This is a genomic window from Streptomyces sp. NPDC047014, from assembly GCF_040644195.1.
Classification (GTDB): Bacteria; Actinomycetota; Actinomycetes; order Streptomycetales; family Streptomycetaceae; genus Streptomyces.
Window position 1 is genome coordinate 1 of the sequence record NZ_JBEYVX010000118.1, and the last position, 15,214, is coordinate 15,214.

Annotated in this window: 12 protein-coding genes, 1 tRNA gene and 1 pseudogene; 9 read left to right on the plus strand and 5 right to left on the minus strand. The window is 70.8% G+C overall.

Annotation, left to right across the window (positions count from 1 at the left end):
- Both ABZ873_RS31765 and ABZ873_RS31770 read right to left on the minus strand, forming a co-directional pair.
- A pseudogene (locus ABZ873_RS31765) lies at positions 1-203 on the minus strand (hypothetical protein); the annotation flags it as partial.
- A 132-nt stretch (positions 204-335) separates the two neighbouring features.
- Positions 336-1,244: a hypothetical protein gene (locus ABZ873_RS31770; protein ID WP_360879493.1), complete on the minus strand. Its 909-nt coding sequence runs from the start codon at positions 1,242-1,244 to the stop codon at positions 336-338.
- A gap of 150 nt (positions 1,245-1,394) precedes the next feature.
- Between ABZ873_RS31770 and ABZ873_RS31775 the strand changes: the two genes are divergently transcribed.
- The 6 genes from ABZ873_RS31775 to ABZ873_RS31800 all read left to right on the plus strand — a co-directional run bounded on the left by ABZ873_RS31775 (position 1,395) and on the right by ABZ873_RS31800 (position 9,071).
- Positions 1,395-2,165, plus strand: a complete 771-nt coding sequence (locus ABZ873_RS31775; RefSeq protein WP_360879496.1) for a serine protease — start codon at positions 1,395-1,397, stop codon at positions 2,163-2,165.
- A 327-nt stretch (positions 2,166-2,492) separates the two neighbouring features.
- On the plus strand, positions 2,493-2,846 hold the full coding sequence (locus tag ABZ873_RS31780; protein ID WP_360879499.1) for a chorismate mutase: 354 nt from the start codon (positions 2,493-2,495) through the stop codon (positions 2,844-2,846).
- Between the two features lie 32 nt (positions 2,847-2,878).
- A complete protein-coding gene (pepN, locus tag ABZ873_RS31785; RefSeq protein WP_360879502.1) occupies positions 2,879-5,392 on the plus strand; it encodes an aminopeptidase N in 2,514 nt (837 codons plus the stop codon).
- Between the two features lie 505 nt (positions 5,393-5,897).
- Positions 5,898-7,433, plus strand: coding sequence for a pyridoxal-dependent decarboxylase (locus ABZ873_RS31790; RefSeq protein ID WP_360879504.1), 1,536 nt, complete (start codon positions 5,898-5,900; stop codon positions 7,431-7,433).
- The gene (locus ABZ873_RS31795) at positions 7,430-8,839 is read left to right on the plus strand and encodes a SidA/IucD/PvdA family monooxygenase (RefSeq protein ID WP_360879507.1); all 1,410 of its coding nucleotides are present in this window, start codon (positions 7,430-7,432) and stop codon (positions 8,837-8,839) included. Before ABZ873_RS31790 ends, ABZ873_RS31795 begins: the two co-directional genes overlap by 4 nt.
- A gap of 43 nt (positions 8,840-8,882) precedes the next feature.
- Positions 8,883-9,071 (plus strand): hypothetical protein, encoded by a 189-nt coding sequence (locus ABZ873_RS31800; RefSeq protein ID WP_360879510.1) that lies wholly within the window; start codon positions 8,883-8,885, stop codon positions 9,069-9,071.
- 65 nt (positions 9,072-9,136) lie between these two features.
- Here ABZ873_RS31800 and ABZ873_RS31805 read toward each other — a convergent pair whose 3' ends face one another.
- A complete protein-coding gene (locus ABZ873_RS31805) occupies positions 9,137-10,972 on the minus strand; it encodes a 5'-nucleotidase C-terminal domain-containing protein (protein ID WP_360879513.1) in 1,836 nt (611 codons plus the stop codon).
- Positions 10,973-11,096: 124 nt separating this feature from the next.
- Between ABZ873_RS31805 and ABZ873_RS31810 the strand changes: the two genes are divergently transcribed.
- Positions 11,097-11,798: an SIMPL domain-containing protein gene (locus tag ABZ873_RS31810; protein ID WP_360879516.1), complete on the plus strand. Its 702-nt coding sequence runs from the start codon at positions 11,097-11,099 to the stop codon at positions 11,796-11,798.
- Positions 11,799-11,969: 171 nt separating this feature from the next.
- The gene (gene pyk / locus ABZ873_RS31815) at positions 11,970-13,397 is read left to right on the plus strand and encodes a pyruvate kinase (RefSeq protein WP_360879519.1); all 1,428 of its coding nucleotides are present in this window, start codon (positions 11,970-11,972) and stop codon (positions 13,395-13,397) included.
- 37 nt (positions 13,398-13,434) lie between these two features.
- On the opposite strand, the gene ABZ873_RS31820 is transcribed toward pyk, so the two are convergent.
- A complete protein-coding gene (locus ABZ873_RS31820; protein ID WP_360879522.1) occupies positions 13,435-14,211 on the minus strand; it encodes a helix-turn-helix domain-containing protein in 777 nt (258 codons plus the stop codon).
- Between the two features lie 85 nt (positions 14,212-14,296).
- Positions 14,297-14,379 (minus strand) — tRNA-Leu (locus ABZ873_RS31825).
- 120 nt (positions 14,380-14,499) lie between these two features.
- On the opposite strand from ABZ873_RS31825, the gene ABZ873_RS31830 reads away from it, so the two are divergent.
- Complete coding sequence (locus tag ABZ873_RS31830) at positions 14,500-15,129, plus strand: response regulator (RefSeq protein ID WP_360879525.1); 630 nt, start codon at positions 14,500-14,502, stop codon at positions 15,127-15,129.
- The last annotated feature ends 85 nt before the right edge of the window (positions 15,130-15,214 follow it).

Sequence of the window (15,214 nt, forward strand, 5' to 3'; positions counted from 1 at the left end):
GCTTCGGCCGCCGGCCGGGGGGAGGTGTTGAGGCCGCCCTCCGGGGCGGGGTACGTCGAGACGGTGATCGACAGCAGGGGTGTTCCCGGCGCGGGGGCCGGTGCGGCCTGGGCGGCGGTGGCCGGGACCAGGGTCAGGACGGCGGCCGCGGCGGCCGTGGCGATGGCGGTGCGGGACGTGCGAGTGCGGCGGAAACTGCGCATGGGGGGCGGCTCCTCGGTCACGAATTGACATGGACGTGACCAGAGTTGGCGAGAACTCCTCCCCTGTCTACCGGCCGGTAGGAAACTTTTTGTGGCCGACGGATGAATGATCTTGAGCCGGGCCCGCCCGCCTCAGGTGTCGCATTCCAGCACGGTCCCGCACAGCCCGCACCGCGCCCGCAGCCGCCCGCGCACCGGCACCCGCAGCCGCTGCCCGCACACCGGGCAGGCGAAGTCCACCCGCAGCCCCGCCCCCTCGGGTGCGAAGCGGTACGCCGGCTCCGCGCCCGGCGCGGCCACCGCGCGGCCCGTCCCCGCGGCGCGGCGGGCCAGGGCGTAGCGCCGCCGCGCGAGCGGTCCGGCCGCGGCCAGCGGGGGGCGGCGCAGCTCCCGGCGGGCCAGGGCGCTGCCGCGCGCGTACGCCTCGTAGGCCACGGGGCTGGTGAACCAGGGCGAGGGGTCCTCGCCGAACAGGGCGGCGCGCCGGGCCAGGACGTAGCCGAACTCCTCCGGGGTGAGGTAGCCGAACTTCTGGTGGGTGAGCGCGTCCTCGCGGTAGGCGTCGAGGAGCAGCCAGCCGGCGCCGAGGTAGGCGGCGGTGGTGTCGGTGAGGATCTCGTGGTCGGTGGTGTCCGGGAACTCCAGGCCCAGCCGGTGCAGCAGGACGTGCGCCACCTCGTGCGCGAGGGCGGCGCCGAGGTCCCGGCGGTGGGTCCGGAAGCGGTCGCTGACCTCGACGAAGTACTCCGGCCCGGCGGCCAGTTCGACGGTGGCGGCCTGCTCCATGGGGCGGAAGGCGACCGCCATCCGGGCGTCCGGCAGCCGCAGGGCGCGCACCATGGCGGCGGCCACCCGGTGCGCGCCCAGGTGGAGGTCGTCGGCCGGGCCGAAGGCGGCGTCGGCGGGGGAGACGCTCGCGGCGTAGGCGCGGACGCCGTCGGCCGTCAGGCGGCGGAAGAGGGCGGTGATCGCGGCGCGGACGACCGGGAGGTGCGGAAATCCGTGCTCGACCGGCCCGCGCGGGCCGCCGTTGTGCGCCATGGGGTCCTCCATACAGCAATCTCTGTTGTGGGAACGGGAGTTGGCCGAAAGTGGGTTCTTGATGTGCGTCACATCCCTGAGGTGTCATGGACCCGTCATTCCCCGATGACACGCACGGCCCAACCCCCCACGAAAGGCAGTGTGCCGACCATGACCACCCTTGTGCGATTCATGAAGCGCAGCCTCGCCGCCGGCGCCGTGGCCCTCGCCGCCGTCAGCCTCCAGCCCGGCACCGCCAGCGCCGGCACCGCCCCGGTCGTCGGCGGTGTCCGCGCCGCCCAGGGCGAGTTCCCCTTCATGGTGCGCCTCTCCATGGGCTGCGGTGGAGCCCTCTACACCCAGCAGATCGTCCTGACCGCCGCCCACTGCGTCGGCGCCTCCGGCAACAACACCTCCATCACCGCCACCGCCGGGGTCGTCGACCTCAACAGCTCCAGCGCCATCAAGGTCAAGTCCACCAAGGTGCTGCGCGCACCCGGCTACAACGGCACCGGCAAGGACTGGGCACTGATCAAGCTCGCCAAGCCCATCAACCTGCCGACGCTCAAGATCGCCGAGACGAAGGCGTACGACAACGGCACCTTCACCGTCGCCGGCTGGGGCGCGGCCCGCGAGGGCGGCGGCCAGCAGCGCTACCTGCTCAAGGCCACCGTCCCCTTCGTCTCCGACGCCTCCTGCAAGGCCGCGTACAGCGACCTCGTACCCGGCGAGGAGCTCTGCGCCGGCTTCGACCAGGGCGGCGTCGACACCTGCCAGGGCGACTCCGGCGGCCCCATGTTCCGCCGCGACGACGCCGGCGCCTGGCTCCAGGTCGGCATCGTGAGCTGGGGCAACGGCTGCGCCCGCCCCGGCTACCCGGGCGTGTACACGGAGGTCTCCACCTTCGCCGCCCAGATCAAGAGCGCAGCCGCCACCCTCTGACGGCCCCCGCTCACCCGTGCCCTCCCCGCCGGACACCGTCCGACGGGGAGGGCACGCTTTTCGGCCCCACGCGGGGAGTACACGCCGTCCGCCCGCCGGGCGGAGGCCCCCCGATCCAGCCCCGCCGGCGTTTGAGGCGGAAGGCCGCCGCAGGCTCGGCCCGCAGCCCTGGGCTCCCGCCGGGCGGAGGCCCCCCGGATTCAGCCCCGCCGGCGTTTGAGGCGCGGGGTGTGGGGCGGAGCCCCGCGAGGGGCGGCGGCGGAGCCCCGTCTCACGGAGCGATTGCCCCGCCGCCACCCGCCCGACCTCCACGTATTCTCGTGACCCATGAACACCAGCGACACCGACAACGGCCCCGGCACCGCCGCAGGCAACGGCAACGGCACGGACGAGAACGTCACCGCCGAACTCGCCCGCCTGCGCGACAGCATCGACAACATCGACGCCGCCGTGGTCCACATGCTCGCCGAACGCTTCAAGTGCACCCAGCAGGTCGGCCACCTCAAGGCCCGCCACCAGCTGCCCCCGGCCGACCCGGGCCGCGAGGCCAGCCAGATCGCCCGCCTGCGCCAGCTCGCCGAGAACGCCAAGCTCGACCCGGCCTTCGCCGAGAAGCTCCTCAACTTCATCATCGCCGAGGTCATCCGCCACCACGAGACGATCGCCGCGGGCGAAGAGTAAAGGCTCGGGGTCCGGCCGCCCCCTGCGGCAGCATGGGCCCCATGTCCGCACTCACGCGCACCGAAGCGCAGCTCCGAGCCCAGCTCCTCGATGTCCACCACTACGCCGTCACCCTGGACCTGACCTCCGGCGACGACACCTTCGGCGCCACCGCCGCCATCCGGTTCACGGCCCGCACCACCGGCGACACCTTCATCGAGCTCAAGCCGCACGAGCTGCTCTCCGCCACCCTCGACGGCCACCCCCTCGACGTGGCGGCACTGGAAGACAACCGCCTCCCGCTCACCGCCCTCACCCCGGGCCCCCACGAGCTGCACCTCGACACCCGCATGCGGTACTCCCGTACCGGCGAGGGCCTGCACCGCTTCACCGATCCCGCGGACGGGCACACGTACGTCTACAGCCAGATGTTCCTCGACGACGTCCAGCGCGTCTTCCCGGCCTTCGACCAGCCCGACCTCAAGGCCGTCTTCGAGTTCACCGTCACCGCCCCCGACCACTGGACCGTCCTCGCCAACGGCATCACCACCCGCACCGGCGAGACCGGCACCGGCGCCGCCATCTGGCAGTCCGCGCCCACACCCCCCATCTCCACCTACCTCGCCGCCGTCGCCGCAGGGCCCTGGCACAGCGTGACCACCGAGCACGCCGGACTGCCCTTCGGCATCCACTGCCGCCGCTCCCTCGCCCCCCACCTCGACGCCGACGCAGACGAGATCCTCTCCGTCACCACCGCCTGCTTCGACCGCTACCAGCAGAAGTTCACCGAGCCGTACCCCTTCGACTCCTACGACCAGGCATTCGTACCGGAGTTCAACGCGGGCGCCATGGAGAACCCCGGCCTCGTCACCTTCCGCGACGAATACATCTTCCGCTCCGCCGTCACCGACACCGAACGGCAGTCCCGCGCCATGACCATCTCCCACGAGATGGCCCACATGTGGTTCGGCGACCTCGTCACCCTCGCCTGGTTCGACGACATCTGGCTCAACGAGTCCTTCGCCGAATACATGGGCTACCAGACCCTCACCGAAGCCACCCGCTTCACCGACACCTGGACCGACTTCGGCGTCACCCGCAAGCCCTGGGGCTACGACGCCGACCAGCGGCCCTCCACCCACCCCGTCGCCCCCGCCCCCGAAGACGTACCCGACACCACCTCCGCCCTCCTCAACTTCGACGGCATCTCCTACGCCAAGGGCGCCTCCGCCCTCCGCCAGCTCGTCGCCTGGCTCGGCGAGAAGGACTTCCTGGCCGGCATCAACACCCACTTCGCCCGCCACAAATTCGCCAACGCCTCCCTCGACGACTTCATCGACTCCCTCGCCGCCCACACCGACCGCGACGTCCGCGCCTGGGCCGACGCCTGGCTGCGCACCACCGGCACCGACACCCTCACCCCCCGCGTGGAGGAGAGCCCCACCGGCTGGACCCTCACCGTCGACCGCGACGGCAGCCGCCCCCACCGCATCGCCGTAGGCGTCTACGACCGCGACGGACGCGACCTCGAACTGCGCGAACTCCTCGACCTCGACGTCCCCTCCACCGAGGTGGTCTCCGCCGACGGCAACCGCCCCGCCCTGCTCCTCCTCAACGACGCCGACCTCACCTACGCCAAGATCCGCCTCGACGACACCTCCCTCGACACCGTCCTGCGCGGCCTCTCCGGCATCCCCGAGGCCCTGACCCGCGCCGTCGCCTGGAACTGCCTGCGCGACATGGTCCGCGACGGCGAACTCTCCCCGCACGACTACCTGGCCACCGCCGAAGCGCACCTCCCCGAGGAGCGCGACCTCGCCATCGTCCAGGGCGTCCTGGCCTTCGCCCGCACCGAGGTCGCCGTACGCTACGTCGCCCCCGAAGCCCGCACCGCCGCCCTCGGCACCCTCACCACCATCGCCCGCGACCTGCTCCGGCGCACCGAGGACGGCTCCGCACCGGGCATGCGGCTGACCGCCGTACGCACCCTCATCGGCAGCGCCACCCAGCCCGACACCCTCGACGCCTGGCTCGCCGACGACACCGTCCCCGGCGGCCCCGCCCTCGACCCCGAACTCCGCTGGCGCATCCTCGCCCGCCTCAGCGTCCTCGGCGCGATCGGCGAGCCCGAGATCGACGCCGCCCTCGAAGCCGACCCCAGCGCCACCGGCCAGGAGGGCGCCGCCCGCTGCCGCGCCTCCCTCCCCACCCCCGAGGCCAAGGCCGCCGCCTGGGACCGCCTCTTCCGCGACGACAGCCTCTCCAACTACCTCTTCACCGCCACCGCCCAGGGCTTCTGGCAGCCCGAACAAGCCGAACTCGTACGGGACTACGTGGCCCGCTTCTACCCCGAGGCCGTAGCCCTCGCCACCCGCCGCGGCCCCGCCATCGGCGAAGCCGCGGGCCGCTACGCCTTCCCCGTCTACGCGGTGGACGAGACCAACCTCAAGGCGGGCCACGCCTGCCTGACGGACCCGGACCTGATCCCGCTCCTGCGCCGCAAACTGGTGGACCAACTGGACGACGTAGCCCGAGCCCTCCGCGCGCGCACGGCTGCGGGGAGCTAGGCGGTACCCCTGCGGGGCCCCTGCGGGGAGCCAGGCCGTATGGGGTGCCGGGGCCGGGGCCGGGCCGGGGTGTCGTCCGGGACTGCATGATTTATGGCGCCCTGCCCGAACCGGCCCGAACACGGGATACCGCGCCAACAAATCACGTTCTACGTCCCGGACAACACCCCGGCCCGTCCCCGACCCCGGCGGGGCGTCGGCCGGGTGCGGGGCGGACGGCCGGGCCGGTGACGGGGGCGGGGTGGGGTGCTGTCCTGGACGTAAAACGTGATTTGTTGGCGCCATGCGCCCCGCACAGGCCGTTCAGCCCCGGGCGCCATAAATCATGCAGTCCAGGACGGCACCCCACCCCGCCCCCGGCACCGGCCCCCACCCCACGCCCCCCCCGCACCCCCGCACCCCCGCACCCCGATCCGGACAAACCCCGGCGGTTACCCCATTCGGGTCTGATCGTTGTACTGGCCGGGTGCGGCCACGCACCCCCGGCCAGCCCCCGGAGGTCCCGTTGACAGCGCCCGCCCCGCCACCCCCGCTCGCCGGCGGCCGGCACGGCCCCGAAGCCCTGCGCCCCCTCCTCCACACCGTCCTCGACGCCCTCCGCACCGGCGCCCACGACCGCCCGGGCCCCCTCCCCGCCGGCGGCCCCGACGCCGTCACCGCCCGCGTCCACGCCGCCCTCGGCGACACCGCCCTGCCCGAGCACGGCACCGGCGCGCACGAAGCCCTCCGTACCCTCGTACACACCCTCACCGCCGGCGCCGCCGACCCCGCGGACCCCCTCTGCGCCGCCCACCTGCACTGCCCACCGCTCGCCGTCGCCGCAGCCGCCGACCTCGCCGCCGCCGCGCTGAACCCCTCCCTCGACTCCTGGGACCAGGCCCCCGCCGCCTCCGCGATCGAAGCCCTCCTCACCCGCACCCTCGCCGCCGAGTTCTACGCCACCCCCCACCCCGACGCCCTCATCACCACCGGCGGCACGGAAGCCAACCAACTGGCGGTCCTCCTCTCCCGCGAACGCCACGCCCCCGGCGGCACCGGCACCCACAACGCCCCCGGCGCCAACGGGACCCACAACCGCGGCCCCCACAGGGGCAACGGAACTCCCAACGGCAACGGGACCCACAACGGCACCGGCACCCACAAAGGCACCGGCGGCAAGGCCACCCCAGGCGCCCCCCTCACCGTCCTGCACGGCGCCAACGCCCACCACTCCATCCCCCGAGCCACCTGGCTCCTCGGCCTCCCCCCAGCCACCGAAATCCCCACCCCCGCCGGCGTCCTCGACCCCGCCCGCCTCGCGGAAGCCCTCGCCGCCACCCCCGGCCCCACCCTCGTCACCGCCACCGCCGGCACCACCGACGCCGGCCTCATCGACCCGCTCCCCGCCATCGCGGACCTCTGCGAGCACCACGGCGCCGACCTCCACATCGACGCCGCCTACGGCGGCCTCCTCACCCTCAGCCCCCACCACCGGCACAAGCTCGCCGGCCTGGCCCGCGCCCACAGCATCACCATCGACCTGCACAAACTCGGCTGGCAGCCCGTCGCCGCCGGACTCCTCGCCGTCCCCGACAGCCGCCTGCTCACCCCCCTCGCCCACCAGGCCGACTACCTCAACGCCACCGACGACACCGCCGCCGGCCTGCCCGACCTCCTCGGCCGCTCCCTGCGCACCACCCGCCGCCCCGACGCCCTCAAGATCGCCACCACCCTGCGCGCCCTCGGCCGCGACGGCCTCGCCGCCCTCATCGACCGCACCTGCGAACTCGCCCAGCAGCTCGCCCACCGCCTCGACGCCCACCCCGGCTTCGAACTCCACGCACCCCCCACCCTCACCACCGTCCTCTTCCGGCCCACCCACGCCGACGACGACACCCTCGCCACCCTGCGCCGCACCCTCCTCCACCAAGGCCGCGCCGTCCTCGGCCGCACCCACGCCGACGGCCGCCTCTGGCTCAAAGCCACCCTGCTCAACCCGCACACCACGGCGGGAGACCTGGACACCCTCATCGCCCTCCTGGAAGGCAGCACCCACCGATGACCGCCCAGCTCGATGCACCCCACGACCTCGTCGGAATCGGCATCGGCCCCTTCAACCTGTCCCTCGCCGCCCTCGCCCACGGCCTCCCCCAGCAAGGAGCCGGCGAACTCGCCACCGCCTTCTACGAGCGCCGCCGCGACTTCCGCTGGCACCCCGGCCTCCTCATCGAAGGCGCCACCCTCCAGGTCCCCTTCCTCGCCGACCTCGTCACCCTCGCGGACCCCGCCAGCCCCTGGAGCTTCCTCAGCTACCTCAAGCAACAGGAACGTCTCTTCCCGTTCTACTTCGCCCAGCAGTTCCACATCCACCGCGCCGAATACGACAACTACTGCCGCTGGGCAGCCGGCCGCATCCCCGGACTCCACTTCGGCCACCAGGTCGACGCCGTCCGCTGGAACCCCGAACGCGACCTCTTCGAAGTCGACTTCACCCAGCTCGACGCCACCGGCGAAGCCGAAGCCCTCGGCCGCACCCACGCCCGCCACCTCGCCCTCGGCATCGGCACCGCCCCCCACGTCCCCGAACCGCTGCGCCCCCTCGCCGAAACCCCCACCGTCCCCGTCATCCACTCCGCCGACTACCTCGACCACCGCCTGCGCATCCTCGGCGCCGACCACATCACCGTCATCGGCTCGGGCCAGTCCGGCGCCGAGGTCTTCCTCGACCTCCTACGCGCCCGCCCCGCCGGCCGCGAACGCCTCACCTGGCTCTCCCGCAGCCCCGCCTTCGCCCCCATGGAGTACTCCAAGCTCGGCCTCGAACACTTCACCCCCGACTACACCCGCTACTTCCACTCCCTCCCCGAACCGGCCCGCGACCGGCTCCTCCCCGCCCAATGGCAGCTCCACAAGGGCATCGACGCCGCCACCATCGCCGCCATCCACGAAGAGCTGTACCGCCGCAGCCTCGACGGCGCATGGCCCGACGCCGTCCTCACCCCCGGCGTCACCGTCCGCACCGCCGGCCGCATCGGCACCACCCAGGTCGAACTCCACCTCGAACACCTGGAGCAGGGCACCCGCACCCGCCTCACCACCGACGCCGTCGTCCTCGCCACCGGCTACCGCGAACGCCCCCTCGGCAGCCTCCTCGCCGGCCTCGACCCGTACCTCCGCAAGGACTCCTCCGGCCGCCCCCGCATCGACGACCGCCACCGCATGGTCCTCGACCCCTCCGTCACCGGCAGCGTCTTCATCCAGAACGGCGAACGCCACACCCACGGCGTCGGAGCCCCCGACCTCGGCCTCGCCGCCTGGCGCAGCGCCACCATCCTCAACACCCTCACCGGCAAAAACCCCTACCCCCAGCCCCCACGCACCGCCTTCACCACCTTCGGCCTCGAACAACGCACCCACCCCCACCCCCACCCCACCAGCCGCCTCCGCCCCCTCGTCGACCACCCCTGACCCCACCGCCGACCCGCCCTGAGCTGCGGATATCGTCGCCGTCATGCAGCGAACCAGCGTCGGCGGAGTCACCGTCCTGTGGCAGGCCGGGCCCGGCCCCGGGCCCCTCTCCGCCGTGCTCACCTTCGGCACCGGCATCCGCGACGAAACCGCCCCCGCCCTCGGCGTCACCCGCGTCATCGCCGCCCTCGACGCCGCCGTCCCCACCCACCTCGTCCGCACCGGCCCCTGACACCGGAAAAAAGGGCCGGCGCCCGCCGCCGCGGACACCGGCCCCGCACAAGAGGGGACTACGGCCTAGAAGACCGGCACCCCGGCACGCGTCAGACGCCAGTCCACCGACGCGAACCCCGCCGGATCCACCGTGCCCTTCGCCTTCACCCACTGGATGATCGTGTTACGGATCTCATCCGAATCCGCCCACAACTGCCGCGCCTGCGGAACATGCGGGAAGTTCCCACCACCCGACGCCCGGTAATTGTTCACCGCCAGCACGAACCGCGCCGCCGGATCCACCGGCGCCCCCTGGAACGACAACCCCGAGATCCGCGAACCCACCGGCTGCGCGATATCGATGTCGTACGAGAACCCGTACACCGCGTCGTAGTTGTAGTCCGGAATCGCCTCCGCATTCGTCAGCTTCGCCGGATCCACCACATCCCCCGGCGCCGTCCGCACAAAATACCGAGCCGAATACTCCAGATAGTCCTTCAACTGCGCACCCGTCAACAGCCGCGCCTCCAGCGTGTTCTCGAACGGATACAGCCCCGCCGCATCCCGGATCGTCACCTTCCCCGCCGGAATCGCCGCCGTCCGCGAAAAACACGACGCCTGCGACACCACCGGCAGCGCCGCCCACTCCGAACCCGCCAGAGCCGCCCTCACCGTCTCCGCCTGCACATGATTGATCAGATCGATGATCGGCACATCCTTCACCGGACCCTCCGCCGACGACATCGCCTGCGTCGACGTACCGATCACCTGATTCACATACGCCACCACCTTGCGATGCTCGTCCGCCAGCAACCGCGTGATCTTCCGGTCCTCCGCCACCGCATTCGAGTTCAACACCTTCGCCGCGACCTTCGCCACCGACCAGCGGCCCTTCTCCCACACCAGCTCGAAGTCGAACAACGTCAGCCGCTGCCCCCACTTGAGCGGCTCCGACAGCACCACCTCCTTACCGGTCGCCCCGTTCCGCACCCGGTACTCCGGAATCTCCGTATGCGCATGCCCCACCAGAATCGCGTCGATCCCCGGCACCTGCTCCGCCACCAACGCCGCCGCGTTCTCCACATACGGCAACTGATCCCCGTACGAAGACGTACCACTCGACCCCGAATGCGCCGACACGATCACCACATCCGCGCCCATCGAACGCAACCGCGGCACATACTTCGCCGCCTGCTCCTCAAGACCCGGGAACGTCATCTTCCCCTGCACATTCGCCTTGTCCCACAACGCGATCCCCGGATTCGTCAACCCCAGCACCGCCACCTTCACCTCCCGCCCGTGCGGCGTCCGCAACCGATGCATGCTGTACGGAGGGAACGCCGGCCGCAGCGTCCTCGCATCCAGCGCATTCGCCCCCAGCAGCGGGAAATCACACTGCTCCTCGAACTTCCGCAACACCGGAATCCCGTAATTGAACTCGTGATTCCCCAGCGCCGCCGCGTCATAGCCGATCGCGTTCATCGCCTGCGCCATCGGATGCACCGGACCACGCCGCGCCGTGATCGGATCCACCTTCGCGTAGTAGTACGACAACTGCGTGCCCTGGATCGTGTCACCCGCGTCGATCAGCAGCGTGTTACAACGCCCCTTCTCCGCCCGCACCTGCTCCACCAGCGTCGAAATCTTCGCCAGACCCACATCGTTGTGCGCCTTGTCGTCGAACTCCTTGTCCGTGAAGTAGTCCCAGTTGAAGACATTCCCGTGCAGATCCGTCGTGCCCATCACCGTGAACGCGTACGTCCGCGACCCCGGCCGGCCCGCCGAAGCAGAAGCCGACACCGCCGCCCCCGCATCCGGCTGCGCCGCGGCCGCCGCCGGGGCCCCCGCTGCCCCCGCCAGCGCCACACCCGCACCCGTCGCAGCCGTCGTCCCTATGAAAGTCCTGCGGTCGAACGCCATGCCATCTCCCTCGTCACTGAACAACGCGCGTAGATTCTGACCCACGGGTAACAACTCGCAACACCCCCGCCAGGTTTCGATCCGATGACCCCACCCATGCGCACGACAGTGCGACAGTGAAACCATGACCCAGGACGCAACGCACCACCCCTACGGAACCCCCGACGTCCCCCGCGTCGCCGTCCGCGGCGAAGCCCGCCTCGAAGTCGACCCCGAAATCGCCCGCATCGGCATCACCGTCGACGCCCGCGGCACCGACCGCCGCACCGCCCTCGACGACCTCACCCGACGCAACAACGCCGCCCTCGACCTCATCAAGAGCTACGGCGACGCCGTCGAAAAACTCGAAACCGGCACCTTCTCCATCACCCCCGAACTCACCCGCCACGGCCGCACCGAACGCATCCGCGCCTACACCGGCCGCGTCCACCTCACCGCCGAACTCAGCGACTTCACCGCCCTCGGCGAACTCACCACCCGCCTCGCCGACCTCGAACTCACCCACGTCGACGGCCCCTGGTGGACCCTGCGCCCCACCTCACCCGCCCACGGCGAAGCCCGCCGCCAAGCCGTCCTCGAAGCCGTCCAGCGCGCCCGCGAATACGCCGACGCCCTCGGCGCCCAACTCGCCGCCCTCGTCGAACTCGCCGACCTCGACGCCGAGAACGCCAGCCCCTACGGAGCCCCCGCCGGCGGCGGCATGCGCACCATGGCCTTCAGCGCCACCGAGGACACCGGCCCCGCACCCCTCGACCTCGAACCCCAGCGCCAGACCGTCCACGCACAGGTCAACGCACGCTTCACCATGACCCCTCCGCGCCTCTGACCCACGCCTCGGATCCGCGCCCTGAAAAACCGCCGAAAACCGCTTCCGGGGGTGCTCATCGGAGCACCCCCATGCACATTCAACAGTTGTCAACAACCTTTTGCTCAAAGGTTGTTGAGTGGACACCCGGAAGCGATTACCTACCCATTGGTAGGGGAATAGGCTCGCCCCATGCGCCGAGCGAAAATCGTCTGTACCCTGGGCCCCGCCACCGACTCGTACGACCAGATCAAAGCCCTGGTCGAAGCCGGAATGGACATCGCCCGCCTCAACCTCAGCCACGGCACCTACGCCGAACACGAGGAACGCCACCAGCGAGTCCGCAAGGCAGCCGACGAAACCGGCCGCAGCGTCGGCATCCTCGCCGACCTTCAAGGCCCGAAGATCCGCCTCGGCCGCTTCCACGAAGGCCCCGTACTCCTTGAACGCGGCGACACCTTCACCATCACCGTCGACGACCACCCCGGCGACCGCCACACCTGCGGCACCACCTACAAAGGACTCGCCGCCGACGTCACCCCCGGCGAACGCATCCTCGTCGACGACGGCCGCGTCACCCTCGAAGTCGCCGACATCGACGGCCCCCGCGTCCACACCCGCGTCATCGAAGGCGGCATGGTCTCCGACCACAAAGGACTCAACCTCCCCGGCGTAGCCGTCTCCGTCCCCGCCCTCTCCGACAAGGACATCGAAGACCTCCGCTGGGCCCTCCGCACCGGCGCCGACGTCATCGCCCTCTCCTTCGTCCGCAGCGGCCGCGACATCGACGACGTCCACCGCATCATGGACGAAGAGGGCCGACGCCTCCCCGTCATCGCAAAAATCGAAAAACCCCAAGCCGTCGACAACATCGACGACATCGTCGCCGCCTTCGACGGCATCATGGTCGCCCGCGGCGACCTCGGCGTCGAAATGCCCCTCGAACACGTCCCCATCGTCCAGAAGCGCGCCATCAAACTCGCCAAGCGCAACGCCAAACCCGTCATCGTCGCCACCCAGATGCTCGACTCGATGATCGACAACTCCCGGCCCACACGCGCCGAAGCCTCCGACGTCGCCAACGCCGTCATCGACGGCACCGACGCCGTCATGCTCTCCGGCGAAACCAGCGTCGGCACCTACCCCGTCGAAACCGTCCGCACCATGTCCCGCATCGTCGAAGCCGCCGAAGAAGACATCCTCGCCAAGGGCCTCCCACCCCTCACCGACCGCAACAAACCCCGCACCCAAGGCGGAGCCGTCGCCCGCGCCGCCGCCGAAATGGGCGACTTCCTCGACGCGAAATTCCTCGTCGCCTTCACCCAGAGCGGCGACACCGTCCGCCGCCTCTCCCGCTACCGCTCCCCGATCCCCCTCCTCGCCTTCACCCCCGACGAAGCCACCCGCTCCCAGCTCAACCTCACCTGGGGCGTCGAAACCTTCCTCGGCCCCCACGTCGACTCCACCGACGCGATGGTCGCCCAGGTCGAGGAACAACTGCTGCGCATCGGCCGCTGCGTCCCGGGCGACGTGGTCGTCATCACGGCCGGCTCACCCCCCGGAGTCAGCGGCTCCACGAACCTGGTCCGCATCCACCACATCGGCGCCCCGGTCCGCTGACCCCGCCCCACCGCGTCGGGCCCCTGCCCGACGCGGGCTAGTACTTCGGCCCTACGTGGGCGTCCATCAACGCGACGGACTCCTTGCGGGCGATGGATATGTTGAACGGGTCGCTGCCGCGGGCGAGAACGGTCCAGCGGACGCCCAGCCGGGTGAGGGTGTCGGTGCAGAGCCTGCGGATGTCGTCGGACTTGTTGGTGAAGAAGTACCGCGGGTACTCGTAGCGCTTGCCGTTGCGCACGGTCCAGTTGGTGACCCGACACCCGTCGGAGTGGATCAGCCCCCGCACGAACGCCCAGGGGTGCGCGTCAACGATCTCCCGCTGCCACTCTTCGAGGACGATCCGCCGCTCATGCTTCTTCCCGGGCCCGTGCTGCGGGAACAGGCATGTCAGGTGCATCGAGTACACCTTCACGTTGTGGCAGCCGACCTTGCGAACGCGGCACACTCGATTGGACGGGAACACCAGGCCCATCGCCTGTTCGGCCAGGGCCATGAGACCGGGCCACTTGTCGTCGCAAGTGATCATGAGATTGGGCACCCGGTGGCCCGAATACTGGCTTATGTGGCCGTCGCCGAGATAGAGGCCCAGCAGGTACGCGTAGGCGGGCTCGTCCAAGGGCGTGTCATCGCACCGAGGGCAACGCGGATCATGCGATCCCGGGCACTCGCCGCGCTGGGCCCGGTCCTTGTGCTTCCAGTAGCTCACGGTTCCGAGTGGGACATTCAGGTGGCGGGCCACCTCGGCATTCCTGGTTCCCCCGCGCAGCATGGACAGGGCCTTCTGGCGTACTTCGAGGCTGTGGAGTTCCATGCGACGACTGTGCGTCATCGCCGGTGGCCGCGGGTAGCAAAAAGCGGACGTTCACGAGAATGTGAACGTCCGCTTTTCGGACACGTACCGGGTGCGGGATTCGAACCCGCACGTCCTTACGGACAGATGTGTTTGAGACATCAGCGTCTGCCATTCCGCCAACCCGGCTAGGGTGCTGGTCGGAGTGTACCGGGTGACCGTCGCGCACTGCAGCTAGGTAGGCTCATCCAAGCCGAAGCGCCCCGCAAAGAGGAGCCCCCCGTGACCGCCGAGCACGAGTCGACGCCCATGGCCGACGCCGACCAGTCGCACGTTCCGCCGCTGACGACCCGGGTCGTCATCGCCGAGGACGAGGCGCTCATCCGTCTCGATCTGAAAGAGATGCTGGAAGAGGAGGGCTACACCGTGGTCGGTGAGGCCGGCGACGGGCAGACGGCCGTCGAGCTGGCCCGTGAGCACCGCCCCGACCTGGTCATCCTCGATGTGAAGATGCCCGTCCTGGACGGGATCTCCGCCGCCGAGAAGATCGCCCAGGAGTCCATCGCCCCGGTCCTCATGCTGACCGCGTTCTCGCAGCGCGACCTCGTGGAGCGGGCGCGGGACGCGGGGGCCATGGCGTACCTCGTGAAGCCGTTCAGCAAGAGTGACGTGGTGCCGGCCATCGAGATGGCGGTGTCCCGGTTCGCGGAGCTGCGCGCGCTGGAGAAGGAGGTCGCGGACCTCTCGCAGCGGCTGGAGACGCGGAAGCTGGTGGACCGGGCCAAGAGCATCCTGCAGACGCAGTACGGGCTGACGGAGCCGGCCGCGTTCCGCTGGATCCAGAAGTCCTCGATGGACCGCCGGATGTCGATGCAGCAGGTGGCCGAGGTGGTCATCGAGGATGCCGAGGCGAAGAAGAAGGACAGCGGGAAGCAGTAGCAGTCCCGGGACATGCGTGAGGCCCGCCTCCCCCCGAGTGGCCTCGAAGTGCAGGTGCGGGCCGCTGGAGTTGCCCGTGGAGCCC

Bases quoted from the DNA above. Each gene is read 5' to 3' on its own strand.
- ABZ873_RS31770 (WP_360879493.1), bottom strand. From the start codon at position 1,244: ATGGCGCACAACGGCGGCCCGCGCGGGCCGGTCGAGCACGGATTTCCG.
- ABZ873_RS31775 (WP_360879496.1), top strand. From the start codon at position 1,395: ATGACCACCCTTGTGCGATTCATGAAGCGCAGCCTCGCCGCCGGCGCC.
- ABZ873_RS31780 (WP_360879499.1), top strand. From the start codon at position 2,493: ATGAACACCAGCGACACCGACAACGGCCCCGGCACCGCCGCAGGCAAC.
- pepN (WP_360879502.1), top strand. From the start codon at position 2,879: ATGGGCCCCATGTCCGCACTCACGCGCACCGAAGCGCAGCTCCGAGCC.
- ABZ873_RS31795 (WP_360879507.1), top strand. From the start codon at position 7,430: ATGACCGCCCAGCTCGATGCACCCCACGACCTCGTCGGAATCGGCATC.
- ABZ873_RS31800 (WP_360879510.1), top strand. From the start codon at position 8,883: ATGCAGCGAACCAGCGTCGGCGGAGTCACCGTCCTGTGGCAGGCCGGG.
- ABZ873_RS31805 (WP_360879513.1), bottom strand. From the start codon at position 10,972: ATGGCGTTCGACCGCAGGACTTTCATAGGGACGACGGCTGCGACGGGT.
- ABZ873_RS31810 (WP_360879516.1), top strand. From the start codon at position 11,097: ATGACCCAGGACGCAACGCACCACCCCTACGGAACCCCCGACGTCCCC.
- pyk (WP_360879519.1), top strand. From the start codon at position 11,970: ATGCGCCGAGCGAAAATCGTCTGTACCCTGGGCCCCGCCACCGACTCG.
- ABZ873_RS31820 (WP_360879522.1), bottom strand. From the start codon at position 14,211: ATGGAACTCCACAGCCTCGAAGTACGCCAGAAGGCCCTGTCCATGCTG.
- ABZ873_RS31830 (WP_360879525.1), top strand. From the start codon at position 14,500: ATGGCCGACGCCGACCAGTCGCACGTTCCGCCGCTGACGACCCGGGTC.